Source organism: Nonomuraea sp. NPDC049480 (genome assembly GCF_044465905.1).
GTDB lineage: Bacteria > Actinomycetota > Actinomycetes > Streptosporangiales > Streptosporangiaceae > Nonomuraea.
In genome coordinates this window covers 181,033-206,559 of sequence record NZ_JBITMD010000013.1, presented here as the reverse complement: position 1 = coordinate 206,559, position 25,527 = coordinate 181,033, and the positions used below count along the sequence as shown (strand labels likewise).

The following is a 25,527-nucleotide window of genomic DNA, read 5'->3' as shown; positions in this document are numbered from 1 at the left end:
AGGGCGGCCGTGCGCTCGGATCAGAACTCGCAGGAGATCTCGACGTCCTCGGCCCCGCCGGCGCAGGTGTCGCTGCCGGCGCGGCCGTCGATCCGGTGGACCACGGCATCGGCGACGGCGGTCAGGGTGTCGTCCGCCTTGCCGCCGAAGATGTCCTCCACGTCGGCGGCGATGTTGTCGCCCTCGCCGGCCAGGCCGTCGTTGGCGCTCCCGTCCAGTGTCACGGACAGCTTGCCGATGCGCGAGGTGTAGTCGACGGAGTCCACGCCGCCCCTGCCGATGAAGGTGTCCTTGCCGTCGGCGAGGATCTCGGCCTGCATGACGTCGTCGCCCTTGCCCCCGTTGAGCGTGTCGGCACCGGGCCCGCCGCGGAACTGGGTGTCGCCGGCGCCGCCGTTGACGTGGTCGTTCCCCTCTCCGCCGGTCACCCGGACGGGGATGGTGCTGAGGTTGGTGACGAAGTCATCCATGTCCCCCAAAGAGATCTGGATGTACTGGACGACACCATTGCAGCGCACGCCGTTGCCGTGGACCACGCAGTTGCGGCCCGGCTTGACCACGTCGCCGGAGTCTCTGATGATGACGTCGGCGCCGGGATCGGCGGGGTCCAGCGGAGTGATCGTGATGTTGTTGACCTTGCCCGGGTTCGCGGACACACTGATGTGGCCCGTGGGGTTCTCGACGCGGGTGTCCGCGTGCGAGGGAAGTGCCAGGGCTAACTGCGCGCCGATGGCGATCGTGGCCAGGGTCATGAGGAATGTGACTTTACGCATGTCACTCGTGCCTTTCCGGTAGTTGATCAGGTAATGCCGGGACCGATTCGGATTCGGTCGCCTGCGCCCGATCAATTAGGCGGCATCACATGATCGTGGAACATGTAGAAAGACGCCTTCACGCAGTGTTGTGAGGCACGCTCATGTATTGCGAATGTGTATATGGCGCCCCCTGGCGCCGGACGCGGCCTCTGGACCTGGCGATCCTCGGCTGACAGAGGAGATCCGCCGGCACGGCTGGTGCAGCACGATGACAGAGGAGTCCCCTGCCGCGGAAAAGTCAGTGCAGGAGCCCTTGATCTCAACTGCGGTTGAGGTTGCAGGATGAGCCACCTGGCGGGGACGCCGTGCGGGGCCGAAGCGAACAGCCGCAGCCAAATGTCACTCTTACCCAGGACGTTCATGAAGGTCGAGATTTACGCCGATGTGCTGTGCCCGTGGTGCTACATCGGCAAGAGACGCATGAGTGCGGCACTGGAGCAGGTCACCGACCGGGAAAATGTGCAGATCGTCTGGCGCGGTTTCGAGCTCGCCCCGGAGGAAGGCCGGGTTCCCGGCCCGACGGCCGCCGAGGCCATGGCCGGCTGGTGGGGCGATCAGGCGCCGGCCCGCATCGCCCTCATTCAGGCGCTGGGCGCCGCGGAGGGACTGGAGCTCAACCTGCATCTGGCCCGGCCGGTCAGCACCTTCGACGCGCACCGGCTGTGTCATCTGGCCGCTGCCCGGGGCCGGGCCGACCAGGTGATGGAGCGGCTGCTGCGCGGTGTACCACACCAGTCCTGACCGGCCCGGCGGCAGCCCACAGCGCGGCACAGCCCTGCCTGACGGTCAGATGGGCCGGGGAAAGGCACAAGTGGGCAAGGGCCCGCGCGACGTCCGGTCAGTTGGGCGGCGTGAAGCGTCCGTCGATCGCCGTCCAGCCTCCGTCCACGAAGAGCTGGCTCCCCGTGACGAAGGATGACGCGTCCGACGCGAGGTAGACGACGGCGCCGGCCAGCTCCTCGGCCCGGGACCAGCGGCCCAGGGCGCTCTTGGTCGCATAGGCCTCCGACCATTCCGGCACTGCCTTGATCTGTGCGGTCAGCGGGGTGTCCACGATGCCCGGGGCGATGGTGTTCACCCGCACGCCCGACGGGCCCAGCTCGGCCGCCGCGGTACGCAGCAGCTGGACGAGGCCGGCCTTCGTGGCCGCGTACACTCCCTGTCCCGGCTCGACGGCCACCGCGCGGATCGAGCTGAAGCCTATGATGCTTCCCCTGCCGCGTTCGGCCATGCCACGGCCGAACGCCCGCACCAGGTCGAAGGACGCGCGCAGGTTGAGCGCCACGACGCGCTCGAATTCCTCCGCCGTGTAGTCGAGCAGGCGTTTGCGCACGTTCGTGGCGGCGGTGAAGACGAGCACGTCGACGGGTCCGAGCTCCTCGGCGGCACGCGCGACCGCCTCGCCGTCGAGCACGTCGAGGGCGTACGCCGAAAGGCCCGGCCCCATCGACGCCGACGCCGTGGCCGCCGTCAGGTCATGGTCGGCGCACACCACCGTGGCGCCGTGCGCGGCGAGGGCCAGGGCGCTCTCGCGGCCGATTCCGCTGCCCGCCCCCACCACGACAGCCCTGCGGCCGTCGAGCCTGAACAGGCGGGAGTACGCCTCCACTGCATCGGTGCGGTCCTCTGCTTGCATGGTCCTCACGGCTTCGTTGTAGTCGGACGGATCACTGCCATACGGGTTACGGTGAGCTCTTCGATGGCGAACCTCGGGCCCTCCCGTCCGGCCCCGGAGTCCTTCACGCCGCCGTACGGCATGACGTCGGAACGGAAGCCGGGAACCTCATTGACGACCACTCCCCCCACCTCCAGGCGGTCGAGAGCGGCGAACGCCGTGTCGAGGGCGCTGGTGTAGACGCTCGCGTGCAGTCCGTAGCGCGAGTCGTTGACCAGGTCGAAGGCCGTCTCCAGATCGGGGACGGACCGTACCGCGACCACGGGGCCGAAGACTTCCTCGTCCCAGACGGCGAGGCCGCGGTCCACGTCGAGCAGCACGGCGGGCTCGATCACCCCGTCGGTGACCCCGCCTCCGGCCGCCAGCGACGCCCCCGCGTCCACCGCCGCTTCCAGCCACGCGCACACCCGCTCGGTCGACCGCTTGTCGATGAGTGCCGAGACTCTCGTCGCCGGATCGCGGGGATCGCCCACGACCACCTGGGCCACTCGCTCCGTCAAGCGGGCCACGAACTCCTTCCGCACGGCGTCCACCACGATGACCCGCTGCACGCTGATGCACGCCTGGCCCGACGCGTAGTACCCGCCGCGCACCACCGCGTCGGCGGCGGCGTCGAGGTCGGCGTCGGCGGCTACCACCAAGGCGGCGTTGGAGCCGAGTTCGAGCAGCACCTTGGTGGGTGCGGCGTCCCGGGCGATCTGGTGGCCCACGGCGGCGGAACCGGTGAAGGACACCGCCCCGATCCGGCGGTCGGCGGTCAGAGCGGCGCCCACCTCGGGGCCTCCGGTCACCAGTTGCACCGCGGCTTGCGGTGCGCCGGCGGACCGAAGGGCCTCGCGCAGGAGGTGCACCAGCCAGAGGGTGGCCAGCGGCGTCTGCGGGGCGGGCTTGGCGATGACCGGGCAGCCGGCGGCCAGCGATGGCGCGATCTTGTGCGCGGCGAGCAGCAGCGGGTAGTTGAAGCCCGCGATGCCGACCACCACGCCGATCGGCTTGCGGGTCCAGAAGCCGAGCAGCCCCTCACCCGACGGCAGCAGGTCCAGCGGCACCGTCTCCCCGTGCAGCCGGGCGACCTCCTCGGCCGCCGTCAGCAGGGTCAGCAGGGTGCGTTCCACCTCGACACGGCAGTCGACCAGCGGCTTTCCGGTCTCCAGGACCAGGAGCCGCTCGAAGTCCGCGCGCCGGGAGGCGACCGCCTCGTGCGTGGCGAGCAGCGCCGCCCTGCGTGTGTGCGAGGGGAGCCGGCCGACCCGCTCGCGGACCGCGACGGCCGCGTCCACCGCACGGCGTGCGAGGCCGGTGTCCCCGACCGGCGCCCGCGCGACGAGCGTCCCGTCGTAGGGGAAGCGGACGTCCTCGGTGGCGGGTGCCTCCACCCAGGTGTCGCCGATGGGAAGACCCTCGGGAAACTCCCTCACCACGGGGCTGTCACCGCCGGCGGGTTCGACGTGGGTGGTCACGGTTCGTACTCCCGGTTGAGGTCGGCCGCCGACACTCCGGACAGTGCCTTGCCCAGAGTCGGAACGGCGGCGATGAGCCTGCGTGTATAGGAATGTTGCGGTTCCTCGTACACCTGCTCCGTGGATCCCATCTCCACGATCTTCCCGTCATGCATGACCGCTACCCGGTCGCACACATGACGGACCACGGACAGGTCGTGGGAGACGAAGACCAGGGTGAGGGACAACTCGTCGACGAGGTCGGCGATGAGGTTGAGCACTTGGGCCCGTACGGACACGTCCAGGGCGCTCACCGGCTCGTCGGCCACGATGATCTTCGGACGGGGGGCGAGGGCGCGCGCGATCGAGATGCGCTGCCGCTGGCCGCCGGAGAACTGGTGCGGATACCGGTCCGCCGCGTCGGCTCGCAGGCCGACGGCCTCGAGCAGCTCGGCCACCCGCTCCTTGCGGTTCCCGTGCCCCTGCGCGACGAGCGGCTCGGCCACGATGTCGCCGACGCGCATGCGCGGGTCCAGCGAACTCATCGGGTCCTGGAACACGAGTTGGAGCCGCTCGCGGACGAACCGGAGTCGTCTCTCCCGGAGCCCGGTGATGTCCCGGCCGTCGATCGCGACGCTGCCGCTGGTGGGGCGGTCGAGCCCGGCCAGGATGCGCAGCAGGGTCGACTTGCCGCACCCCGACTCGCCCACGATGCCGAACCGTTGCCCCTGGGGGATGGCGAAGCTGACGCCGCGCAGGGCGTGCACCGGCGGGCTGGGGCGGCGCAGCGAGGTACGAGGCCGCCGGTAGTCGCGCGTGACGTCGCGGACGCTGATGGCGTCCACGGAGCCGGTCTGCGACTCGGGTGCGAGAGGGGCGCTGGTCGGCTGCTCAGCCACGGCCGGCCTCCTGGTCCATGGGGATGCCGGTCCCGCGTGCGCCGCTCTCGGGTACCGGGTGGAAGCAGGCGTAGCCGGAGTCAGGCCCGGTCGGGACCCATTCCGGCCTGGTGGCGCACACGTCGGTCGCCTGAGCGCACCTGTTTCTGAAGACGCATCCGGCGGGGAACCGGCCCGCCGGCGGAACCGACCCGGCGATCGTGGCGAGCCGGCCGCGGTCGTCGACCACGGTCAGATCGGACGCGCCGATCAGGCCCTGGGTGTAGCGGTGCCGGGGGCGCGTGAACACCTCCCGGACCGGGCCGGACTCCACCAGCCGCCCGCCGTACATGACCATGACCCGCTCGCAGACGGTGGCCACCACGGCCAGGTCGTGGGTGATGAAGAGCATGGCCGACCTGCGGTCCTGGACGCCCCGCACGATCAGGTCGAGCACCCGCGCCTGTACCGTGACGTCGAGCGCGGTGGTGGGTTCGTCGCAGACCAGGAGCGCGGGGTCGTTCGCGAGGGCGATGGCCAGCACCACCCGCTGCCGCTGGCCTCCGGAGAACTGGTGCGGGTACGCCTGGGCGGCGGCCGCGGGATCGGGAAGCCCCACCTGGGCGAGCAGTTCCACGGCGGCGGCTCGAGCGGACGCGCGGTCGGGCCTGGTCCGGTGGACCAGCAACACCTCGGCGATCTGCCGCCCGACCCTCATCGTGGGGTTCAGAGCGGTCATGGGCTCCTGGAAGACCATGGCGATCTCCTTGCCCCGCACCCGGGACATCCGCGCCTCGTCGGCACCCACCAGGTCGTGGTCGACTCCGGCGAGCCGCACCGAACCCGTGGCCCGCAGCCCCTCAGGGAGCAGCCCCATGACGCTCAGCGCGGTCAGCGACTTGCCCGACCCCGATTCGCCGATCAGGCCGACCCGCTCGCCCGCCCGGATGGTGAAGTCGACGTCTTCGACGAGCTTGAGACCGCCTGTCGCGACGTCCAGTTTCCGCACGGCCAGGACGTCGTCCGGCCCGGAGGCCGGTGCCGTGTCAGGTGCCGCGGTCATCGGCGGTCCTCCAGCTTGGGGTCGAAACGGTCGCGCAGGCCGTCACCGAGCAGGTTGAATCCGAGCACCGCCACCGCGATCGCGATGCCCGGGAACACGGCGAGCCGGGGGGCGGACCACAACATCTCCTGGCTCTCCTGCAGCATCCGGCCCCAGGACGGTATGGGAGGCGGGGTTCCGAAGCCCAGGAAGGACAGCGCGGCTTCGGCGAGTACGGCGATGGCGAAACCGACCGACGCCTGCACGATGGCGAGACTGCTGATGTTGGGCAGGACATGCCGCAGGCCGATCGAGAACGGCCTGCGGCCCGCCGCGCGCGCCGCGATGACGTATTCGGTCTTCATGACCTGCAGCGTGCCGCTGCGGGTCAGCCGGGCGAAATGGGGGATGGACGCGATGCCGATGGCGACCATCGCGACCAGCGTGCTGGCGCCGTACACGGCGGCGAACATGATGGTCAGCAGGAGCGCCGGGAAGGCGAGAATCAGGTCGTTGCCGCGCATCAGGAACTCGCCGAACCAGCGGGGGGCCATGCCGGCGACGATGCCGAGGGGCACTCCGACCAGGGCGGCGACCCCCACCGCCACGAAGCCGACGAACAGCGTGGTGCGCGAGCCCACCAGGATCTGGCTGAACACGTCGCGGCCGAATTTGTCCGTGCCGAACCAGTACTCCAGCGACGGCTTCTGCAGCCGCGCCGAGGGGTTCACCAGGGTCGGGTCGTGCGGGGTCCACACGAAGGACAGCAGCGCCATGCCGAGCACGACCGAGACGATGAGACCGCCCGCCAGGAGGCTGCCCGTCATCCGCCGGCGCCGCCGGCGGCCGTCGGGCACCGCGGACGCGACGGCGGCTTCCGTGTCCGGAGCACTCATGACGCACCCGCCCTGAGCCGCGGGTCGATCATCAGATAGATCACGTCCACCAGGAAATTCACCAGCAGCACCGCCATTGCGATGATCATGACCACGTCCTGCACCATGATGAGGTCCCGGTTGGCGACGCTGTCCAGCAGCAGGCTCCCGAGCCCGGGGATGACGAAGACCCGTTCGATGACGACGGCGCCCACCAGCAGCGTGGCGAGCTGCAACGCCATGACGGTGACCACGGGCACCGCCGCGTTCCGCAGGCCGTGCCGCAGCAGCGCCTGCGCCGGGCGAAGTCCTTTGGCGCGAGCGGTGCGCAGATAGTCCTCCCGGAGGACGTCGAGCACGGCGCTGCGGACATAGCGGGTGAGCACTGCCGCCTGCACCACTCCGAGGGACAACGCGGGCAGCACCAGCTGTTTGAGGAACAGGACCGGATCCTGCGCCGGGGGTGTCCAGCCGTTCGCCGGCAGCCACCCGAGCTCCACCGCGAACACGGTGATCAGGAGGATGCCCGCGAGGAAAGCCGGGACGGCCACGCCGACTTGGGACAGGGCGGAGAGAATGAGCCCGGACGGCCTGCGGTGCCGCATGGCCATGAGCATGCCCATGGGGACCGCCAGGATGCAGGCGACCACCGTCGAGGTGCCGACGAGCCACAGGGTGACCTGGAGGCGGTCGGCGATCTGCGGGCCGATCGCCGTGTGTGAGACGTAGGAGTTCCCCGGGTCGAAGGTCACCAGTCCCTGTATCCAGCTGAGGTACTGGGCCACGAGCGGCCGGTTGAGCCCGAACTCCTCGCGTAGTTGCGCCACCGCCGTGTCCGACGCGTTGACGCCGAGGGCGACGCGGGCCGGATCCCCTGGCAGCACCGCCATGAACGCGAACACCATCACGGAGCTCACGACAAGGCTGGCCAGGAGGATCGCGGTCCGCTGCACCAGACGGACGATCATCGCTTGAGGCCGCCTCTCATGACCTGCCCACGCCGGTGATATCCATTGACTCGGAGATGTAGTTCACGGGCAGGCCGGTGATGCCCTTTTCCGCCACCATCAGGTTCGGCAGCAGGAACAGCCAGTCGGCCGCGGCGTCCTTGGACAGGAGCCGGGCGGCCTCCTGCATGGAGGTGATCTGCTCCTCCTGGGTACCCTCGTCCGCCTTCTTCAGCAACGCGCGGAATTCAGGGTTGTCGTAGCGGGTGTAGTAGGTCTTGTTCCCGAACACCGTCTGGATGTCGCGGGGCTCCACGTGGGAGATGATGGACATGTCGTAGTCGGCGTTCTTGAACACGGTGGTCAGCCAGGCGGCGGGGAACTCCAGCTGGTCGAGGTCTACCTTGAACCCGGCCTGTTCGAGCTGGCTCTTGACCACGGTGCCGCACGCGGTGGCATAAGGCAGCGTCGGAAGCCTCAGCCGCAGCGTCTTGCCGGCTTCGCCGGACTCGTCGAGGAGCGTCTTGGCCTTGTTGCGGTCGTACGGATACTCGTTGGTGAGGTCCTGGTACCACGGGTCGGTCGGCGGGACCATGCTGCCGATGAGCTTGCCGCGGCCTGCCCAGCAGGTGTCCACCAGGGCTTTGTGGTCGATGGCGTGGCGGACCGCCTGGCGGACCTTCGGATTCTTCATGGGGCCCGAGCCGTTGTTGAAGGAGAGGACCACCTCGCCGTTGGTCGAGCCCTCGGTGACCGTGTACTTCGGGTTGTTCTGGAACCGGTCCAGAGCATCCGGGGGCTGCATGTTGCCGATCACGTTGATGGTGCCCGTGAGCAGCGCGTTGTGCATGGCCGTCGGGTCCTTGAAGTACTTGAGGGTGACCGACGCGAAGTGCGGTTTGCTCCCCCGGTAGCCGTCATTGCGGGCCAGCGTGATCGAGTCGCCGCGGGTCCACTTCTGCAACGTGTACGGGCCGGTGCCCACCGGCTCGGTGGCCAGCTTGCTCACGCCGGTCCGGCTGAACATCGCGCCGACGCGGGTGGTCATCCCGTACAGCCAGTTGTTGCTCGGCTCCTTCAGGGTGACCTTCAGTTCGGTGGGCGACACCGCCTGCACCGTGTCGACGGGGTCCATCCGGGACTTCAGCGCTATCGTCCAGTCGGACTTGACGCGTTCGATGGAGAACTTGGCGTCCTCGGCCGTGAACGGTGCGCCATTACTGAACTTCGCGTCCTTCACCAGCTGAAACGTGTACGTCTTGCGGTCATCGGACAGTTTCCACGACGTGGCCAGATCGGGCTGTATCTCCCCGGCCTGGTCCAGCTTCACCAGGTTCTCGTAGACGTTGTAGAGCAGGGCCTGCGGAATGGCGGCACCTTCGGTTTTGGTGAAGTCGAGGTTGGCCGGCTCGGCGATGAGGCCGATGCTCAGGGTGTCGCCGGCGGTGCCACCGGTGCTGCCGGTGTTGTTCCCGGCCGCCGTGGACCCGGCCGAGCACGCTGTCAGCAGCAGGCATGCGAGCGTGGCCGCGACCGTCCCGGTGTGCCGCGTCAGCTGCTTGTTGTATCTCATCTGTTCTACCCCTGGCTTCCATCGTGTTCAGGACGGGGGATGTCACGTCCGCTGTGGTGGCGTTGCCGCCGAGGTCGGCCGTGCGGTGCCTGGCATCTCGAAAGGTGCGCGCCCCGCTCGACGGCGCGACGGGATCTGGAGCGTGGGCACGGCCGCCGCGACGACCTCAGTGCCGATTCCGTCGCCCGGTATGACGGCGAGCCGCACGACCTTGGTGTCCCGCGTCATGGACGCCACCTTCCGCTATGACTGGCCTGACCAGTAAGCTCACTTGCAGGTACCGTGGCGACTGAAGCCGTCCTTGTCAAGGGTTCGAATGCTTCACCTATCCGACCGAAGGAGAGTGCGGGTGCACACGGAACACGGCCTGGCCTCCATGCCCGCCGTCGAGATGGTGGCCGGATTCGCTGACCGCACCTTGTCGCCGGTCCAGGTCCACGACGCCGTCCAGTCGGTGATCGAGGCGCGCGAGAGTGTGCTCAACGTGTTCTGGGCGCGGGATCCGGACGAGTCCCGCAAGGCGGCCCTGGCCAGCGAGGCCCGATGGGCGGCGGGGGAACCGCTCGGGCCCGTCGACGGCGTGCCCGTGACGCTGAAGGAGAACATCGCCCGCAAGGGCGTCCCCATGCCCTCGGGCAACGCGGGGGTCGAGCCGGTCATCCCCGAGGTGGACGCGCCCATCACCGCGCGGGTCGTCGAATCCGGTGGGGTGATACTCGGGTCGACCGTGATGCCGGACTGGGGCATGCTCTCCTCGGGGGTCTCCAGCCGGCACGGCATTTCGCGCAGCCCCTGGAACGCCGCCTGGACCACGGGCGGTTCCAGTTCCGGTGCGGGGGCCGCGGCCGCCGGGGGATACGGCCCGCTCCACGTCGGCACCGACATCGGGGGATCGATCCGGCTGCCGGGCACCTGGCTGGGCCTCGCCACGCTCAAGCCCAGCTACGGGAGGATCCCGCTGGACACCCCGTACCTGGGGCGCAACGCCGGTCCCATGACGCGCACCGTGGCGGACGCGGCCCTGTTCATGCGTGTCCTGAGCAGACCGGATCCCCGGGACTGGTCGAGCCTGCCGCCGCAGGACATCGACTGGCCGGCGCTGGACGGGGATGTACGCGGACTGCGGGTGGGAGTGCACCTGGACGCCGGCTGCGGGGAGCCGTGCGACGCCGAGATCCTCGCCGCGGTGAACCGTGCCGCCGCGGTCTTCGAGGCGGCGGGAGCCGTCGTGGAGCCGGTCGAGCCGTTCATGAGCCAAGATCTCCTGGACGACCTGGATCTGTTCTGGCGGGTGCGGTCCTGGAACGACTTCCGCGAGCTGGCGCCCGAGGCCAGGCTGCGCGTCCATCCCTACATCATCCAATGGTGCCAGGGGGGCGCGGACCTGCCGGGCACGAGGGTACTCCAGTGCTACCAGCAGATCATGCGCATCCAGGCGCAGACCGTGGCGGCGACCGTCCCGTACGATCTGGTGCTCTCGCCGGTGGCTCCGGTGGCGGCGTTTCCCGCTGAACAGCCGATGCCGTTCATGGGGGACGGGAAGACCATGTCCCACATCGGCTTCACCGCGCCGTACAACATGTCGGGGCAGCCTGCGGCCACCGTCAACTGCGGTTTTACGGCGGACCGCCGGCCCGTCGGGGTGCAGATCGCGGGCCGCCGCTTCGACGATCTCGGCGTCTTGAGGGCGGCGGCGTGGTACGAACGGAACCGGCCTGCCGATGCGGTCCCGCGCTGGCCGGACAGCGCCCCCGGAGCGCCCACCGGGGAGAAGACGACATGGACCACACTCGAGGGGAAGAAGCCATGAGTGACGGGGCACAATTCCGGCAGGTCACGCCGGTACGGCTCTACCAGCGCATTGTGGAGCAGATCGAGCAGGCGATCGCGCGAGGTGATCTGAAGCCCGGTCAACGGCTGCCGAGCGAGCGAGAGCTGGTGACGCAGTTCGGGGCGAGCCGGCCCACAGTCCGGGAGGCCTTGCGCGTGCTGGAGAGCAACGGCCTCGTCCGCTCGCGCCCGGGTGACCCGAACGGCCCGGAGATCCTGCCGTTCTCGTCGGCCGGCCTGACGAAGGAGATGACCCGGCTCGTCCGGTTCGACACCATGTCGATGGCCGAGTTGATCTCGTTCCGCATGATTCTCGACGGGTCGGCGAGCTTGCTGGCGGCTCGGCTGCGGTCCCAGGAGGAGCTGTCCTCCATGGAACGGACGATTGCCGCCATGTCGGACGCGATCGAGGCGGGGTACGAGGAGTTCAGCAAGGCAGACGTCGCATTCCATGAGGTGGTGGCCCGGGCCAGCCGCAACTCCCTCATCGAGGTCTGCAACCAGGTGGTCCGGGGCGCCGTCCTCTCGCTGATCTCGGACAAGGTCGCCCATGCGCTCAACAGCACGGCGCTCATGCGGGAGTCGCTCCACCACCACCAGGAGGTGCTCGAGGCGATCCGGGCAGGGGACGGCCTGGCGGCATCACGCATCTCGCGGCGCAATCTCTACGACTACTACGCCGGCTACGTCTCCGAGAACGAGCAGGGGCTGCTGCTCGCGCTCCTGGACGAAGAGGCCTGAACCGCCACCATGGTGATCGCCGCGTCGTGTCCGCCGGACAACGCCGACGCGGTGACTCGTCACGTCTGATCTCAGGGCACGGGAGTTCCGCGTTGCCAGGAGGCGATGACGATCAGCGTCTTCGTCTGCAGCACACCGGCACCCTTACGACGTAGACGATTGACCACTTTCTGCAGCTCATCGACATTGTCGACATGCAATCGGACGAGTGCGTCCACGTCGCCGGTGAGCGTCAGCACCTCGTCGACCTCCGGCAGAGTCGACGCGAACTCCACGATGTCGTGGATGTCCGTGTCGCCCGTGAAGCGCAGCTCAGTGACCGCCTGAAGGCCCTGACCGAGCTTGGCCTGATCCGTCGTGATCGTGTAGCCGGTGATGACTCCCGACTCCTCGAGGCGTGCGATGCGCCGGCGGACCGGCGCCGGCGTGAGCTGCACCAGCCGTGCGATGTCGCGAACGGTGCGCCGCCCGTCGGCTCGCAACAAGTCCAAGATCTGCAGATCGACCGAGTCGAGATGTACGGGTGCCGGCATGCCGCAAGTGTAAGCAGCACTTCCCTCAATGCTCACTTCACCCCGAATGGACTGCTCGAAAGGAGCCTGCTTCGCATCGCATGCGCACCTTTGTTGTGGACGGATCGGGCCCTTGAAACTGTGTCACTCATGCCAGCCGCGACAAGACCAGCAACACGCGCTGCCCCCTCTGAAGTTGTGAAGCCGGACGCGCACCATGTCGGTACCGTGCTGCACATCGATGCCGTCGCCACGCCCTTGGCGCTCGCTCGAATCGCATCGATCTTGGCGCATCGCCGGTTCGAAGTGCTCACCATGAACGTCGCCGCGCCCGTCGACGGGCTGCGGAGGATCACCGTCGAGGTGGACACGGCAGACGAGATCAGGTTGGGGCAGCTCGTTCAGTTCTTGAACCGGTCACTGGACGTCGTCAAGGTCGTCCGCCTCACCGACGACAGGTCGCACCATCGGCGCGGGGCATTCGTGGCGGTCGCCTTCCCCTGAGGCCGGCTCGCCGAAGCCGTGGACCGCGCGCAGGCGTGGGGTGATGGCTGTGGTTGACACGGCAACAGGAGCAGGCCAAACTTGCACTCAGGCTACTGGTAGGACCAGTTAACTGACATCTTCTTCGGAACCTCCAGGGATTGCCGGCCGCGCCAGCCTTCGGATTCCGCCCGCCCGACCGCCGCGCCGCCCAGCAGATGCGATGAGTGCGGACCCCCGCTGCCGGCACAGCGCACGTTCGAATGTCCACGCAAAGGAGCGTCCTGGGTGACCAACGCCTCTCCGCATCCGCCGTCCCCGAGCGGTACTTTCCACGGCAAGATCGGCATGACCTACGAGGAGTCGACTCCGTGGTGGCCCGAGCCGCAGCCGCTTCCCGAGGACACCCCCAATGTCGTGGTGATCGTGCTCGACGACGTCGGCTTCTCCGACCTCGGCTGCTTCGGCTCGGACATCGACACCCCGGCCATGGACGCCCTCGCCGCCGGCGGCCTTCGCTACGCGAACTTCCACACCACCACGCTGTGTTCGCCCACCCGTGCCTCCCTGCTGACCGGCCGGAACCACCACTCCGTCGGAATGCGGATGTTGTCCAACCTGGACACCGGCTTCCCCAGCGGCCGCGGACGGATCACCAAGGCCGCCGCGACACTGCCCGAGGTGCTGCGCGACAGCGGCTTCAACACCATGGCCGTGGGCAAGTGGCACCTGGCGCCGATGGAGGAGACCACCGCGTCCGGGCCGTACACCCAGTGGCCGCTGTCTCGCGGGTTCGAGCGCTACTACGGATTCCTGGAAGCCGAGACGGACAGCTTCTATCCGGAACTGTTCTACGACAACCACGCCGTGGCTCCGCCGAAGAGCCCGGAAGAGGGCTATCACCTCAGTGAGGACCTGGTCGACCGGGCGATCCAATTCGTCACGGACCAGACTTCGGTCACTCCGGAAAAGCCCTTCTTCCTGTACCTGGCGTTCGGCGCGGCGCACGCCCCGCACCAGGCTCCCCAGGAATACCTGGAGAAGTACCGAGGCCGGTTCGACCACGGCTGGGACGCCGAGCGCGCCACCCGGCACGCCCGCCAGATCGAACGGGGCATCCTGCCGCCCGGCACCGAACTGGCGCCGCGCAACCCCGGGGTCGTCCCCTTCGACGAGCTGCCGGACGACGAGAAGAAGCTGTCCGTACGCCTCCAGGAGGCCTACGCGGCGATGGTCGACCACACCGACCACCACATCGGCCGGCTCATGGAGTTCCTGGAGCGGACAGGCCGGATGGAGAACACCATCACCGTCCTGCTCTCGGACAACGGGGCCAGCCAGGAAGGCGGGCAGAAGGGTTCGCTCAACCCCACCGCATTCCAGAACCGCGTCCCCGAGGACCTGGAGGAGATGGTCGCGCGCATCGATGAGATCGGCACGACACGAGCTCATTCCAACTACCCCTGGGGCTGGGCACAGGCGGGCAACACGCCGTTCAAGCGCTACAAGCAGAACACCCACGAAGGCGGCGTCCGCTGCCCGCTCATCGTGCACTGGCCCCGCGGGCTGCCGCGCACCGACGAGATCAGGCAGCAGTTCCACCATGTCACCGACATCGTCCCGACCCTTTTCGAACTGCTCGGCCTGCAGGCTCCCGCGGTCTACAACGGCATCCCGCAACTGCCGATACACGGTGTCAGCATGGCCTACACCTTCGGCTCGCCGGCCGCGCCGACGCGCAAGGAAGCCCAGTACTTCGAGATGTTCGGGCACCGCGCGATCTGGCACGACGGCTGGAAGGCCGTCGCCTACCACGAACGCGGAACGCCCTTCGACGCGGACCGATGGGAGCTCTACCACCACGACACCGACTTCTCGGAATGCGACGACCTGGCGAAGGCACGGCCCGGGCAACTGCAGAAGATGGTCTCCCGCTTCTGGGTGGAAGCGGGGAAATACGGTGTGCTGCCGCTGGACGACAACGGGTTCGCCTACCGGGCGAAGATTCCGCGTCCCGGCTCTCCACGCATGCGCACCACGTTCACCTACTACCCCGGCATGGCGCATCTGCCCGGCGCCGCGGTGCCACCGGTGATGAACCGCGGGCACCGCATCACCGCGTTCGTCGACCGGGCCGCCGCGTCGGACGAGGGTGTCCTGGTGTCCCTGGGCAACATCAGCAGCGGATACGTCCTGTACGTCAAGGACAACCGGCTGGTCTACGAGTACAACTTCCTCGGCACCCGGTACGCGGTGACCTCGGCGGAAGAACTCCCGATCGGCCCGGCGGAGCTGACCTTCGAATTCGTCAAGACCGGTGACATGCGGGGCGTCGGACACCTGTACGTGTCAGGAAAGCCGGTCGGCACCGAGGCCATCCCGCGGGTCCTCCCGCACTTCCTGGGATGGCAGGGCCTCGACATCGGCCGGGACACCCTGTCGCCCTCCTCGTCCAGCTATGACGGCGAATTCGCGTTCACCGGAAGGTTAGAGAAGGTCGTCTTCACAGTCGCGCCGGACGAAGAAGGCAAGGAGCCCTTCCAGCGGATCGACTGACTCGCTCCCGTCAGCACAGCTGCCGCTCACCCGGCCACGCGAGAGCCTGCCGCAGCGCGCCCGCGACGTCGGGGACGAGTTGGTGGACGCCGTGCCGTACGATCACCCGGCCACCCGCCACGACGTCGCTGACGTCGGCGGAGGTGGCCGCGAAGACGGCGGTCTCGGCACCGTGCAGCGGTCCGGCGGTGCGGACCGAGTCGAGGGAGACGGTGACGAGGTCGGCGAGCGCGCCTGCCTTCAGCCTGCCCGCCTCCGGCCATCCCAGCGACGCGTGGCCGTCGGCGGTGGCGGCCCGCAGGAGCGCGTCCGCCGTCCAGTGGCCGCGGCGACGGGTGCGCAGCCGTTCGTTCAGCTCCACCGCGCGAGCCTCCTCGAACAGGTCGATGACGGCCTGGCTGTCGCTGCCGAGCGACAGCGGCGACCCGGCGGCCTGCACCTCACGGGCGGGTCCGATGCCGTCGGCGAGATCGCGTTCGGTCGTGGGGCACATGCACACCGTGGTGGCGGAGCCGCCGAGCAACGCGATGTCCTCCGGGGTCAGGTGGGTGGCGTGCACGGCGGTGGCACGCGGCCCGAGCACCCCGTGATCGGCCAGCAGGCGCGTCGGCGTGACGCCGTACGCCGCGAGGCAGCCTTCGTTCTCGGCGGGCTGCTCGGACACGTGCGCGTGGATCGGGGCGTTGCGCTGCGCCGCCCACGCGGCGACCACGCCGAGTTGATCGGCGGGAACGGCGCGGACCGAGTGGACGGCCGCGCCGACGCGGGCGTGACCGCGCTCCTTCAGCCCAGAGACCCGCTCGGCCCACGCGCCGCCGGAGCCGTCGGTGAACCTGAGCTGGGTCTCGTCCGGTGCGGCGCCGAACCCCGACGAGAGGTAGCAGGTGTCGAGCAGCGTGATCCGGATGCCGGCCTGGGCGGCCGCCTCGATGAGCGCCTCTCCCATGGCGTTCGGGTCGTCGTAGGCGACGCCTCCGGGAGCGTGATGCAGGTAGTGGAACTCGCCGACGCAGGTGATCCCGGCCAGGGCCATCTCGGCGTAAACCGCCCGGGCGAGCTCCAGGTACCGGTCGGGGGTGAGGGCTGCGGCGACCCGGTACATGGTCTCGCGCCAGGTCCAGAAGGTGCCGCCGCCGAGCTGGGTGGCTCCGCGCAGCGCCCGGTGGAAGGCGTGCGAGTGGGCGTTGGCCAGCCCGGGGATGACCAGGCCGTCCAGGACGACGGCGTCGCCGGGGGCGCAGCCGGCTCGAAGGGACACGATCCGGCCCGCGCGGACGTCGATGAGAACGCCGGACTCCAGGGCGCCGGTCCACGCGTACCTCGCCCAGAACCGGCCGTTCACAGCAGGTCCTCCAGGACGGCGGCCAGGGCGGCGACTCCGGCGAGGCAGTCGGCGTCCTCGGCGTGTTCCGCCGGAGAGTGCGAGACACCGGTCGGGTTCCGGACGAACAGCATGGCCGTGGGAACGGCGGAGGCGAGGATGCCGGCATCGTGCCCGGCACCGGTCGCCAGGACGGGGGCGCCGCCGAGCAGCACGGCCAGGCGGTCCCTGAGCGGCCCGTCGAATTCGACCACCGGGGTGTACGACTCGCGGGTGACCTCCGCCCCCGACTCGTGAATGATCTCTTTCACCAGCATGTCGAGGGTGGCGGAGTCGGCGGCGCGTGAGTCCAGCCAGGCGGTCACCCTGGAGGCGATGGCGTTGGTGCCGTTGGGCTCGACGGAGATTTTCCCGAAGGTGGCGAGGGCCCCGGCGAGCTTGGCCTGCTCGCGGGCGTTCAGGACGGTGGCGGCGTAGGCCGGCATCGGATCGCGGCGGTCCTCCAGGCGGGTGGTGCCCGCGTGGTTGGCCTCTCCGTGGAAGTCGAAGCGCCAGCGGCCGTGCGGCCAGATCGCCGACGCCACGCCGACCGGCGCGTCGCCCAGGTTCCGGCCCTGCTCGACGTGGAGTTCGACGAAGGCGGCGATGCGGGCGAGCCGTTCGTCATCGCGGCCGATCGCGGCGGGGTCCTGCCCCGCGAGCTCCATCGCGGTGGCGAGCGTGACACCGCCGTCGTCCCTGAGAGACCGCGCGTGGCCTGGGTCCAGGACACCGGTCATCAGCCGGGATCCCATGCAGGCCACGCCGAACCTGGCGCCCTCCTCGTCGCCGAAGTTGACGATGGCGAGCGGGCGGCCGGCGGCGACGCCCCGATCCCGGAGCACGTCCAGGGCCGCGAACGCCGACACGACGCCGAGCGGCCCGTCGTAGGCTCCCCCGTCGGGCACCGAATCCAGGTGGGAGCCGGTGACGATGGCGTCTCCCGCCGTGTGGTCGCCGGACCAGGCCCACTGGTTGCCGTTCCGGTCGACCTCGTAGGTCAATCCCCGCTTGAGCGCCTGTTCCCTGAACCAGGCCCGGCATTCGCCGTCGGCGGCGGTCCAGGCGTGGCGGCGATACCCGCCGGTCGCGGCATATCGGCCGACGGGCAGGAGCTCGCGCCACATCTCCCGGAAGTTTCCCTCGGCCTGTTCGAGATCGATCACGCGTCGTCGCCTTCGCGCATCGGGATCCGCACGCCGCGCTCCTGGGCGACCTCGGCGGCCCGGTCATAGCCGGCGTCGACGTGCCGGATGACGCCCATCCCCGGGTCGTTGGAGAGCACCCGGCGGATCTTCTCGCCTGCGAGCGGTGTGCCGTCGGCGACCGTGACCTGCCCGGCGTGGATGGAACGGCCGATGCCGACGCCTCCGCCATGGTGGATGGACACCCACGACGCCCCGGAGGCCACGTTCACCATGGCGTTCAGCAGCGGCCAGTCGGCGATGGCGTCGGAACCGTCGAGCATCGCCTCGGTCTCGCGGTACGGCGAGGCGACGCTGCCGGCGTCGAGGTGGTCGCGGCCGATGGCCAGCGGAGCGGAGATCTCGCCACGGGCCACCATGTCGTTGAACCGGTCGCCTGCCTTGTCGCGCTCGCCGTACCCCAGCCAGCAGATGCGCGCGGGCAGGCCCTGGAAGTGGACCCGCTCCCCCGCCATCCGGACCCAGCGGGCCAGCGACTCGTTCTCCGGGAAGAGGTCCAGGATCGCCTGGTCCGTCTTCGCGATGTCCTGGGCGTCGCCCGACAGCGCCGCCCAGCGGAACGGGCCCTTGCCCTCGCAGAACAACGGCCTGATGTAGGCGGGGACGAAACCGGGGAAGTCGAACGCGCGGCCGTACCCGGCGAGCTGGGCCTCCCCCCGGATCGAGTTGCCGTAGTCGAACACCTCCGCCCCGGCGTCCTGGAAGCCGACCATGGCCTCGACGTGCTTGGCCATCGATTCGCGGGCCTTGGCCGTGAAGCCTTCCTGGTCCTTGGCCGCCTCGGCGGCCATGTCCTCGAACGCCACGCCGATCGGGAGGTACATCAGCGGGTCGTGAGCCGACGTCTGGTCCGTGACGACGTCGATCTCCGCACCGCGCGCGAGCAGCTCCGGCACGGCCTGCGCGGCGTTCGCCTCGACGCCGATCGACAGGGGCCTGCGCTGGTCGCGCGCCTCGTAGGCGAGACGCAGCGCCTCGTCGAGATCCTTCGCCCGCACGTCGAGGTAGCGGTGCTCGATGCGCCGGTCGATCGATCGCGGGTCGCAGTCGACGCAGATGGCCACCCCGCCGTTCATGGTGACGGCCAGCGGCTGGGCGCCGCCCATGCCGCCCAGCCCGGCGGTCAGCGTGATCGTCCCGGCCAGCGTGCCGCCGAACTTCTTGGCGGCCACGGCCGAGAACGTCTCGTAGGTGCCCTGGAGGATGCCCTGGGTGCCGATGTAGATCCAGGAGCCGGCCGTCATCTGGCCGTACATGGTCAGGCCGAGGTGCTCCAACCGCCGGAACTCCGGCCAGGTGGCCCAGTCGCCGACCAGGTTGGAGTTGGCGATGAGGACCCGCGGCGCCCATTCGTGCGTGCTCATCACGCCCACCGGGCGGCCCGACTGCACGAGCAGCGTCTCGTCGGCCTTCAACGTGCCGAGCGTGCGGACGATCGCGTCGTAGGAGCGCCAGTCGCGGGCCGCCTTGCCGGTGCCGCCGTACACGACGAGCTTGTCGGGATGCTCGGCGACCTCGGGATCGAGATTGTTCATGAGCATCCGCAGGGCGGCCTCCTGCTGCCACCCCCGGGTGTGGAGCGTCGTGCCACGCGGCGCCCGGACCGGGCGCGGACCGCTGCTCTGGTCCATGTTCCTGACCCTCCCCATCTATGGCATCTATTCATTCATATTTATCGAGAATGAATAGATTCAGTCAATAGCTACTCTGTGAACAATCCACGCGAGGCCGCCGAGTGCTCGAACGCCTCCAGGCGTGCCTCCGCGCCCGGGATCTCGTCGACCATGGCCTCAAGCAGGACGTGGCCCAGCATCATGGGAGCGCAGGCCGTGTCGAAGACCAGTTCCGTGCCGACCGCCGCCGGCAGCAGCACGTCGGAGAGGTCGGCCGACGGCGCGAAAGCGTTGTCGGCGATGGTCACCACGCTCAGCCCCGCCTCCTTGGCCGCGGACAGGGCGTCCATCAGCTCGGTGGGATAGCGGGGCAGGGCGAAGCAGAGCAGGGCGGTCGCCCCGGCGCCCGCCGCCTGGTCGATCCGGTCGACGAGCATGGAACCGCCCTCGTTGAGCAGGCGGACGTCGGGATGGACCTTGGCGGCGAAGTAGGCGAAGCCCGCAGCCTGCGCCGCGGCCGCGCGCAGGCCGAGCACGAGCAGCGGCCGCGAGGGCGCGAGCAACCGGGCGGCCTTGTCGATCGCCCCCATGTCCGACAGCACCGCGGCCAGATGCTGGAGATTGGCGATCTCGGCGCGCACCGCTCGCTGGGGCTCGCTCAGGGCCGCGTCCACGCTCGTCCCGCTCGGCGCCGCCGAGTCCGGCAGGCCGAGCTCGCGGATCTGCTTACGCAGCGCGGGGTAGCCGTCGTACCCGAGGGTCATCGCGAACCGGGTCACCGATGGCTGGCTCACCCCCGCCAGATCGGCGATTTCCACGCTGGACAGGAAGGCCGCCTGGCCGGCGTGCTGCACCAGGCAATGCGCGATCCGCCGCTGTGCAGGGGTCAGCCGGTGCCCTTCGAACAGGCGCAGCAAGCGGGCCTGAGGCGCGACATCGTCCGTGCTCATGACTACTCTCCAAGAGGTTTACAGATCGGCCAGGGTGTCGAGGAGACCGGCCGCCGCCGAGACGTCCGCCGAGAGCGGCCGGTCCTCCATCGACAGATCAAGTTTGGCGTCCGCCAGCGCGTACGCGCGGCCGACCGGCAGCGATCGGTCACCCCAGGCCGCCCGCTTCGTGCCGTCCGGACCGCGCTGCCGCAGGGCGCGCACGGCGGCGACCAGTTCGCAGCCGAGCACCAGCCGGTACGTCTCGACGGCCCGCAGGACCTGGCGGGCGGACTGCGAGGCGAAGCTCGCGGCCTCCTCAACGCTCCGCGACAGTACGGCATGGCCGGCCGAGGCCGGAGCCGCCGCGTTCCGCAACTCGGCGATGGCGGCGTTCGCGCTGTATTCGAGGATGAGCACCCCGGATCCCGCCGACGCCCCACCGGCGAGGAACGGGCGCAGCCCGGTGATGCCCGGCTCGCTCAGGGCCGCCAGCCGCGCCGCGGACAACCGCGCCGTCGGGAGCAGGGCAAGGACCATGTACTCGAGCGCGAGCGCCACGTGAGCCGAATAGAAGCCGCCGTGATGGTAGGCCGCGGGCTTGCCGTCCGGGCCGTCCGCGCTGATCAGCGGGTTCTCCGCACCGACATTGAGCTCGATGGCCAGCACCCGCTCCAGCGCGTCGCAGGCCTCCAGTGCCGGCCCGTGGATCTGCGGAAAGCAGCGGAAGCCGTACGGGTCCTGGATGCGGCCGGTCGGCGGGCCGGGCCGGGCCGGCGCGCCGACGAGCCGCCGGAGCTCGGCGGCGGCACGGACGTTGCCCGGATGCGGCCGCGCCGCGTGCACCGGCTCGGCGAAAGCCTCCAGCGAGCCGTCGACGGCCAGCAGGGAGAGCGCGGCCACCACGTGGGCGCCCCTGAGCAGGCGGTCCAGGCTGTGGCGGGCCAGCGACGCCTGTCCGAGGGTGAGGGCGTTGCTGCTGATCAGGGCCAACGCGTCGCCGGTTTCGAGACCGATCGCGGGCGGCGGGGTACGGCCGCCCTGCCAGGGGTGCTCTCCGGCAAGGGCCAGGCCGAGCTGGGACAGCGCGGCCAGATCGCCGGTGCCGACCGCGCCGTACTCGTTCACGAGCGGGTGCACTCCGGCCTTGACCGCCGCGGTGAGCCCCTGGACCACCTCGGGACGGAGCCCGGCGCCTCCCACCAGGAGTTGGTTGAGCCGGACGATCATCATCGCGCGGACCTGCCTGGCCGGCAGGGGCTCCCCTATCCCGCCGGCATGACTGCGAAGCAGGCGCAGACCGTGCAGGCCGAGGTCGGCCGGATCGACATCCAGGACGCGGTTGGCGCCGACGCCGGTGCTGCGCCCGTAGACGCGCCCGGTGGCGACGAGGTCGCACGCCCTCCGCCACGACTGTTCGACCTGACAGAAGGCGTGCGGGGACACCTCCACACAGGCCTCGCCGTCAGCGATCAGCGCAACCGTCTCGCTGTCGAGACCGTGTCCGTCGAGTTCGATCTGTGGGACATCGATGCCTACTATCCGAGACTCCACATTCTCAACTCCTCGTAACACGCCCTTAACCTGCGCAAATCAAAATGCTTGACATATCTTCATTCGTCCATGAGTCTGCATGACTACATGCAGACTCGGCAAGGGTGGGTGTCCATGATTCGATTCGAGTCCGTCACCAAGAGGTTCCCGAACGGCGCCACAGCCGTTGACGACCTCTCCGTGGAGTTTCTCGAGGGACACATCACGGTGCTCGTCGGCTCGTCCGGCTGCGGCAAGACCACCACGCTCCGGATGATCAACCGGATGGTCGATCCCACCTCGGGAACGGTCAGTCTGGGCGGACGCGACGTGCGCGAGCTGCCCGCGGCCCAGCTGCGGCGCGGCATCGGATACGTCATCCAGCAGGCAGGCCTGTTCCCGCACCGTACGGTCCTGGACAACATCGCCACCGTGCCGACGCTGCTCGGCTGGGGCCGGCGCAAGGCTCGCCTCCGCGCCGCCGAGCTGATGGAGGTCGTCGGCCTGTCCGCCGACTCCGGCAAGCGCTACCCCCACCAGCTCTCCGGCGGCCAGCAACAGCGTGTAGGCGTCGCCCGAGCACTCGCCGCCGACCCTCCCGTCCTGCTCATGGACGAGCCGTTCGGCGCCGTCGACCCGGTGGTGCGGACCCTGCTCCAGGACGAGCTGATCCGGCTCCAGGCCGAGCTGCGCAAGACCATCGTCTTCGTCACCCACGACATAGACGAAGCCGTACGGCTCGGCGATCGCATCGCGGTCTTCCGCACCGGCGGGCACATGGTGCAATGCGCCCCGCCCGCCGAACTGCTCGCCCAGCCGGCCGACGACTTCGTGGCCGGATTCCTCGGGGCCGAACGCGGGCTGAAACTGCTCTCCCTCATATCGCTGCAGGACGTGCCGTACGAGCCGGCGACAACGGTGCGGACCACGGACACGGCCGCGCAGGCGCGCGCGGAGGCGACGGGGCGGTGGCTGCTCGTGGTGTCCCCCGACGGCAAACCCGCGGGCTGGCTGGACGTCCACGCGCTTGACGGGTCGGATTCGATCGGGCAGGCGGCCCTCACACCGGTACGCGGCCTGACCGATTCCGACTCGCTGCTCTCCGCGCTCAACGAGACCGTCTCCTCCCCCACCGGGATGGCGGTGCGGGTGGACGCGGCGGGCGTGCTCGTCGGGGTTTCCAGGGATGACGTCGTGCACGCCCATCAGCGGAGCCTCGCATGATCATCGAATGGCAATGGCTCGCCACGCACACCGATGACCTGCTGGCGCTCACGCTGGACCACCTGGCGACGGCGGTGCCCGCCGTACTGCTCGGCCTGCTGATCGCGCTGCCGCTCGCCGTGATCGCTCATCGGATCCGTCCGCTCCGCGGAATCCTGCTCGGGATCTCCAACATCATGTTCACGGTGCCGTCATTGGCCCTGTTCGTCCTGTTACTGCCGATCACGGGACTGACCAGGACCACGGCGATCGCCGGCCTGACCGTCTACACCTTGGTCGTGCTGCTCCGCAATACCGTCGAGGGACTCGACAGCGTGCCCGTCAAGGTCCGGGAGGCCTCTCTCGCCATGGGCATCAGCGGACTGGGCACGCTGGTGAAAGTCGAGTTCCCGCTCGCCCTGCCGGTGATCATGGCTGGGGTCCGGGTGGCCAGCGTCATGACCATCTCCCTGGTCAGCGTGGCCAGCTACATCGGCTACGGCGGCATCGGGCAGCTGTTCACCGACGGCTTCCAGCGCAGTTTCCCGACCCCCGTGCTCGCTGGAGTCGTCCTCACGCTGGTGCTCGCGCTGGCCGCCGACGCGGTGCTCGTCCTCGTGCAATGGCTCTGCACCCCCTGGACTCGCAAGGGAGCAGGCGCATGATGGATCTCTTCGCCCAGTTGGTCTCCTGGCTGACCGCCGCCGGCCAGTGGGCCGGCCCGGAGGGCATCGGCCGGCGGCTGCTGGAGCACGTGGAGTACTCCCTTCTCTCCACTCTCGTCGCCGCTCTCATCGCCCTCCCCGTCGGGTTGCTCATCGGCCACACCGGGCGAGGCGCGTTCTTCGCCATCAACCTCTCGGGCTTCGGCCGTGCCCTCCCGACCGTGGGCATCGTCACGCTGGTCTTCCTGGTCAGCGGCCTGAGCATGACCCCGGTGTACGTATCCCTGGTCGCGCTGGCCATCCCAGTGATCGTGACCAACACCTACGCGGGCATGGCCGCGGTCGAGGCGGACATCAAGGACGCCGCCCGCGGCATGGGGATGACCGGGCTCCAGTCCCTGTGGCGGGTGGAGATCCCACTCGCCGCCCCGCTGATCATGACAGGGCTGCGTCTGGCGGCCGTACAGGTCATCGCCACGGCCACCATCGCCGCCTACGTCAGCTTCGGCGGTCTCGGCCGCTACATCTTCGACGGGCTCGCCCAGCGCGACCTCACCCAGGTGCTGGGCGGCGCCGTCCTCGTCGCGGCACTCGCCGTGGCCGTCGACCTCGTCCTCGCCGGAATTCACCGAATCCTCTTCCGCCACCGCCTTACCTGATGGAGTCCCCCCAATGAACCGCATGAAGCGCAGGAACTTCGTCGCGGGCGCGCTCGCGCTCGCCGTACTGCCCGTGCTTGCCGCCTGCGGCGGAGGCACGACCACCTTGACCGCGCCATCCGCCGCGGGGTCCACCGCCGCCGCGGCGGACTCCACGATCGTGATCGGTACGGCCAACTTCTCCGAGAACCAGATCCTCGGCTACCTGTACGCCAACGTCCTGGAGTCCGCGGGCGTGAAAGCGACGGTCAAGCCCAACCTGGGCTCGCGGGAGATCATCGTGCCCGCGCTGCAGAACGGCGACATCGACCTGCTGCCCGAGTACCAGGGCAACCTCCTGCTGCACTTCGATCCCAAGGCCACCGAGAGCGATTCCGACGCCCTGCAGAAGGCGCTCGCCGCCAAGCTGCCGCAGGAATTGACGATCTTGCCGCCGTCGGCCGCCGAGGACGCGGACGTCTTCACCGTCACCAAGGAAACCGCGACCGAGTACGGCCTCACCACCCTCGCGGACCTGGCCAAGCACAACGGCAAGCTGGTCTTCGGCGGACCCCCCGAGGACAAGACCCGGCAGGTCGGCCTGGTCGGCCTCAAGGAGGTCTACGGTGTCGAGTTCAAGGCGTTCAAATCCCTCGACGCCAGCGGACCGCTGGTGAAGGGGGCCATGAAGAGCGGCGACGTACACGTGGGGAACCTCTTCAGCACCGACGTGGACATCGTCAAGAACGGCTGGGTCGTCCTGGCCGACCCCAAGCGCCTCATCCCCGACCAGCACATCGTCCCGCTGATCCGCACCGACAAGGCCACCGACACGGTCAAGTCCGCCCTCGCCAAGCTGAACACCGTGCTCACCACCGAGGAGCTGACCAAGCTCGACTCACTCGTGGACAACGACCACCGGGACCCTGACGAGGTCGCCGCCGAGTGGGCCAAGGCCAACGGCCTGTCGTCGGGCTGACCCCGCCTGCGGGTGCCGGCCGCGGCCACGATCACC

23 protein-coding genes are annotated in these 25,527 nt (G+C 69.4%); 9 read left to right on the top strand and 14 right to left on the bottom strand.

Annotation, left to right across the window (positions count from 1 at the left end):
- Positions 1–20 precede the first annotated feature (20 nt).
- The gene (locus ACIBX3_RS33600; RefSeq protein ID WP_397124086.1) at positions 21–773 is read right to left on the bottom strand and encodes a hypothetical protein; all 753 of its coding nucleotides are present in this window, start codon (positions 771–773) and stop codon (positions 21–23) included.
- Between the two features lie 402 nt (positions 774–1,175).
- On the opposite strand from ACIBX3_RS33600, the gene ACIBX3_RS33595 reads away from it, so the two are divergent.
- Entirely contained in the window at positions 1,176–1,556 is a 381-nt protein-coding gene (locus tag ACIBX3_RS33595; RefSeq protein ID WP_397124084.1) for a DsbA family protein, read from the top strand.
- Positions 1,557–1,653: 97 nt separating this feature from the next.
- Here ACIBX3_RS33595 and ACIBX3_RS33590 read toward each other — a convergent pair whose 3' ends face one another.
- From ACIBX3_RS33590 to ACIBX3_RS33560, 7 genes are read right to left on the bottom strand one after another with little or no spacing between them, the layout of a single operon-like run.
- Entirely contained in the window at positions 1,654–2,451 is a 798-nt protein-coding gene (locus ACIBX3_RS33590; protein ID WP_397124276.1) for an SDR family NAD(P)-dependent oxidoreductase, read from the bottom strand.
- 5 nt (positions 2,452–2,456) lie between these two features.
- On the bottom strand, positions 2,457–3,950 hold the full coding sequence (locus ACIBX3_RS33585) for an aldehyde dehydrogenase family protein (protein WP_397124082.1): 1,494 nt from the start codon (positions 3,948–3,950) through the stop codon (positions 2,457–2,459).
- On the bottom strand, positions 3,947–4,828 hold the full coding sequence (locus tag ACIBX3_RS33580) for an ATP-binding cassette domain-containing protein (RefSeq protein WP_397124080.1): 882 nt from the start codon (positions 4,826–4,828) through the stop codon (positions 3,947–3,949). The genes ACIBX3_RS33585 and ACIBX3_RS33580 overlap by 4 nt, the downstream gene beginning before the upstream one ends.
- Positions 4,821–5,870 (bottom strand): ABC transporter ATP-binding protein, encoded by a 1,050-nt coding sequence (locus ACIBX3_RS33575; RefSeq protein ID WP_397124078.1) that lies wholly within the window; start codon positions 5,868–5,870, stop codon positions 4,821–4,823. Before ACIBX3_RS33575 ends, ACIBX3_RS33580 begins: the two co-directional genes overlap by 8 nt.
- Positions 5,867–6,745 carry an ABC transporter permease gene (locus tag ACIBX3_RS33570; RefSeq protein WP_397124076.1) on the bottom strand — a complete coding sequence of 293 codons (879 nt, stop codon included), beginning with the start codon at positions 6,743–6,745 and terminating at the stop codon, positions 5,867–5,869. Before ACIBX3_RS33570 ends, ACIBX3_RS33575 begins: the two co-directional genes overlap by 4 nt.
- Entirely contained in the window at positions 6,742–7,692 is a 951-nt protein-coding gene (locus ACIBX3_RS33565) for an ABC transporter permease (RefSeq protein WP_397124074.1), read from the bottom strand. Before ACIBX3_RS33565 ends, ACIBX3_RS33570 begins: the two co-directional genes overlap by 4 nt.
- 16 nt (positions 7,693–7,708) lie before the next feature.
- Entirely contained in the window at positions 7,709–9,244 is a 1,536-nt protein-coding gene (locus tag ACIBX3_RS33560) for an ABC transporter substrate-binding protein (protein ID WP_397124072.1), read from the bottom strand.
- 349 nt (positions 9,245–9,593) lie between these two features.
- Between ACIBX3_RS33560 and ACIBX3_RS33555 the strand changes: the two genes are divergently transcribed.
- Together ACIBX3_RS33555 and ACIBX3_RS33550 are read left to right on the top strand one after the other, a co-directional pair.
- On the top strand, positions 9,594–11,054 hold the full coding sequence (locus ACIBX3_RS33555) for an amidase (RefSeq protein ID WP_397124070.1): 1,461 nt from the start codon (positions 9,594–9,596) through the stop codon (positions 11,052–11,054).
- Positions 11,051–11,815, top strand: coding sequence for a FadR/GntR family transcriptional regulator (locus ACIBX3_RS33550; protein WP_397124068.1), 765 nt, complete (start codon positions 11,051–11,053; stop codon positions 11,813–11,815). Before ACIBX3_RS33555 ends, ACIBX3_RS33550 begins: the two co-directional genes overlap by 4 nt.
- A gap of 71 nt (positions 11,816–11,886) precedes the next feature.
- Here the strand turns inward: ACIBX3_RS33550 and ACIBX3_RS33545 are convergent, their stop codons facing one another.
- Positions 11,887–12,348, bottom strand: coding sequence for an Lrp/AsnC family transcriptional regulator (locus tag ACIBX3_RS33545; RefSeq protein ID WP_397124067.1), 462 nt, complete (start codon positions 12,346–12,348; stop codon positions 11,887–11,889).
- 207 nt (positions 12,349–12,555) lie between these two features.
- Here ACIBX3_RS33545 and ACIBX3_RS33540 point away from each other — a divergent pair, with 207 nt between their 5' ends.
- Positions 12,556–12,831 carry an ACT domain-containing protein gene (locus tag ACIBX3_RS33540; protein WP_397124065.1) on the top strand — a complete coding sequence of 92 codons (276 nt, stop codon included), beginning with the start codon at positions 12,556–12,558 and terminating at the stop codon, positions 12,829–12,831.
- Between the two features lie 267 nt (positions 12,832–13,098).
- Positions 13,099–15,366: an arylsulfatase gene (locus tag ACIBX3_RS33535; RefSeq protein ID WP_397124063.1), complete on the top strand. Its 2,268-nt coding sequence runs from the start codon at positions 13,099–13,101 to the stop codon at positions 15,364–15,366.
- A gap of 10 nt (positions 15,367–15,376) precedes the next feature.
- On the opposite strand, the gene ACIBX3_RS33530 is transcribed toward ACIBX3_RS33535, so the two are convergent.
- From ACIBX3_RS33530 to ACIBX3_RS33510, 5 genes are all read right to left on the bottom strand, one after another.
- Positions 15,377–16,708 (bottom strand): formimidoylglutamate deiminase, encoded by a 1,332-nt coding sequence (locus ACIBX3_RS33530; protein ID WP_397124061.1) that lies wholly within the window; start codon positions 16,706–16,708, stop codon positions 15,377–15,379.
- On the bottom strand, positions 16,705–17,853 hold the full coding sequence (locus tag ACIBX3_RS33525; protein WP_397124274.1) for an allantoate amidohydrolase: 1,149 nt from the start codon (positions 17,851–17,853) through the stop codon (positions 16,705–16,707). The genes ACIBX3_RS33530 and ACIBX3_RS33525 overlap by 4 nt, the downstream gene beginning before the upstream one ends.
- A gap of 35 nt (positions 17,854–17,888) precedes the next feature.
- Complete coding sequence (gene hutU, locus ACIBX3_RS33520) at positions 17,889–19,562, bottom strand: urocanate hydratase (protein ID WP_397124059.1); 1,674 nt, start codon at positions 19,560–19,562, stop codon at positions 17,889–17,891.
- Between the two features lie 71 nt (positions 19,563–19,633).
- Complete coding sequence (locus ACIBX3_RS33515; RefSeq protein WP_397124057.1) at positions 19,634–20,494, bottom strand: MurR/RpiR family transcriptional regulator; 861 nt, start codon at positions 20,492–20,494, stop codon at positions 19,634–19,636.
- 18 nt (positions 20,495–20,512) lie between these two features.
- A complete protein-coding gene (locus ACIBX3_RS33510) occupies positions 20,513–22,027 on the bottom strand; it encodes an aromatic amino acid ammonia-lyase (RefSeq protein ID WP_397124055.1) in 1,515 nt (504 codons plus the stop codon).
- A 114-nt stretch (positions 22,028–22,141) separates the two neighbouring features.
- Between ACIBX3_RS33510 and ACIBX3_RS33505 the strand changes: the two genes are divergently transcribed.
- From ACIBX3_RS33505 to ACIBX3_RS33490, 4 genes are read left to right on the top strand one after another with little or no spacing between them, the layout of a single operon-like run.
- Positions 22,142–23,230: an ABC transporter ATP-binding protein gene (locus tag ACIBX3_RS33505; protein WP_397124053.1), complete on the top strand. Its 1,089-nt coding sequence runs from the start codon at positions 22,142–22,144 to the stop codon at positions 23,228–23,230.
- Positions 23,227–23,874, top strand: a complete 648-nt coding sequence (locus ACIBX3_RS33500) for an ABC transporter permease (RefSeq protein WP_397124051.1) — start codon at positions 23,227–23,229, stop codon at positions 23,872–23,874. The genes ACIBX3_RS33505 and ACIBX3_RS33500 overlap by 4 nt, the downstream gene beginning before the upstream one ends.
- Positions 23,871–24,533 carry an ABC transporter permease gene (locus ACIBX3_RS33495; RefSeq protein ID WP_397124050.1) on the top strand — a complete coding sequence of 221 codons (663 nt, stop codon included), beginning with the start codon at positions 23,871–23,873 and terminating at the stop codon, positions 24,531–24,533. The genes ACIBX3_RS33500 and ACIBX3_RS33495 overlap by 4 nt, the downstream gene beginning before the upstream one ends.
- 13 nt (positions 24,534–24,546) lie before the next feature.
- Positions 24,547–25,491, top strand: coding sequence for an ABC transporter substrate-binding protein (locus ACIBX3_RS33490; RefSeq protein ID WP_397124048.1), 945 nt, complete (start codon positions 24,547–24,549; stop codon positions 25,489–25,491).
- Positions 25,492–25,527 lie beyond the last annotated feature (36 nt).

Bases quoted from the DNA above. Each gene is read 5' to 3' on its own strand.
- ACIBX3_RS33600 (WP_397124086.1), bottom strand. From the start codon at position 773: ATGCGTAAAGTCACATTCCTCATGACCCTGGCCACGATCGCCATCGGC.
- ACIBX3_RS33595 (WP_397124084.1), top strand. From the start codon at position 1,176: ATGAAGGTCGAGATTTACGCCGATGTGCTGTGCCCGTGGTGCTACATC.
- ACIBX3_RS33590 (WP_397124276.1), bottom strand. From the start codon at position 2,451: ATGCAAGCAGAGGACCGCACCGATGCAGTGGAGGCGTACTCCCGCCTG.
- ACIBX3_RS33575 (WP_397124078.1), bottom strand. From the start codon at position 5,870: ATGACCGCGGCACCTGACACGGCACCGGCCTCCGGGCCGGACGACGTC.
- ACIBX3_RS33570 (WP_397124076.1), bottom strand. From the start codon at position 6,745: ATGAGTGCTCCGGACACGGAAGCCGCCGTCGCGTCCGCGGTGCCCGAC.
- ACIBX3_RS33565 (WP_397124074.1), bottom strand. From the start codon at position 7,692: ATGATCGTCCGTCTGGTGCAGCGGACCGCGATCCTCCTGGCCAGCCTT.
- ACIBX3_RS33560 (WP_397124072.1), bottom strand. From the start codon at position 9,244: ATGAGATACAACAAGCAGCTGACGCGGCACACCGGGACGGTCGCGGCC.
- ACIBX3_RS33550 (WP_397124068.1), top strand. From the start codon at position 11,051: ATGAGTGACGGGGCACAATTCCGGCAGGTCACGCCGGTACGGCTCTAC.
- ACIBX3_RS33545 (WP_397124067.1), bottom strand. From the start codon at position 12,348: ATGCCGGCACCCGTACATCTCGACTCGGTCGATCTGCAGATCTTGGAC.
- ACIBX3_RS33525 (WP_397124274.1), bottom strand. From the start codon at position 17,853: ATGTGGCGCGAGCTCCTGCCCGTCGGCCGATATGCCGCGACCGGCGGG.
- hutU (WP_397124059.1), bottom strand. From the start codon at position 19,562: ATGGACCAGAGCAGCGGTCCGCGCCCGGTCCGGGCGCCGCGTGGCACG.
- ACIBX3_RS33515 (WP_397124057.1), bottom strand. From the start codon at position 20,494: ATGAGCACGGACGATGTCGCGCCTCAGGCCCGCTTGCTGCGCCTGTTC.
- ACIBX3_RS33505 (WP_397124053.1), top strand. From the start codon at position 22,142: ATGATTCGATTCGAGTCCGTCACCAAGAGGTTCCCGAACGGCGCCACA.
- ACIBX3_RS33500 (WP_397124051.1), top strand. From the start codon at position 23,227: ATGATCATCGAATGGCAATGGCTCGCCACGCACACCGATGACCTGCTG.
- ACIBX3_RS33495 (WP_397124050.1), top strand. From the start codon at position 23,871: ATGATGGATCTCTTCGCCCAGTTGGTCTCCTGGCTGACCGCCGCCGGC.
- ACIBX3_RS33490 (WP_397124048.1), top strand. From the start codon at position 24,547: ATGAACCGCATGAAGCGCAGGAACTTCGTCGCGGGCGCGCTCGCGCTC.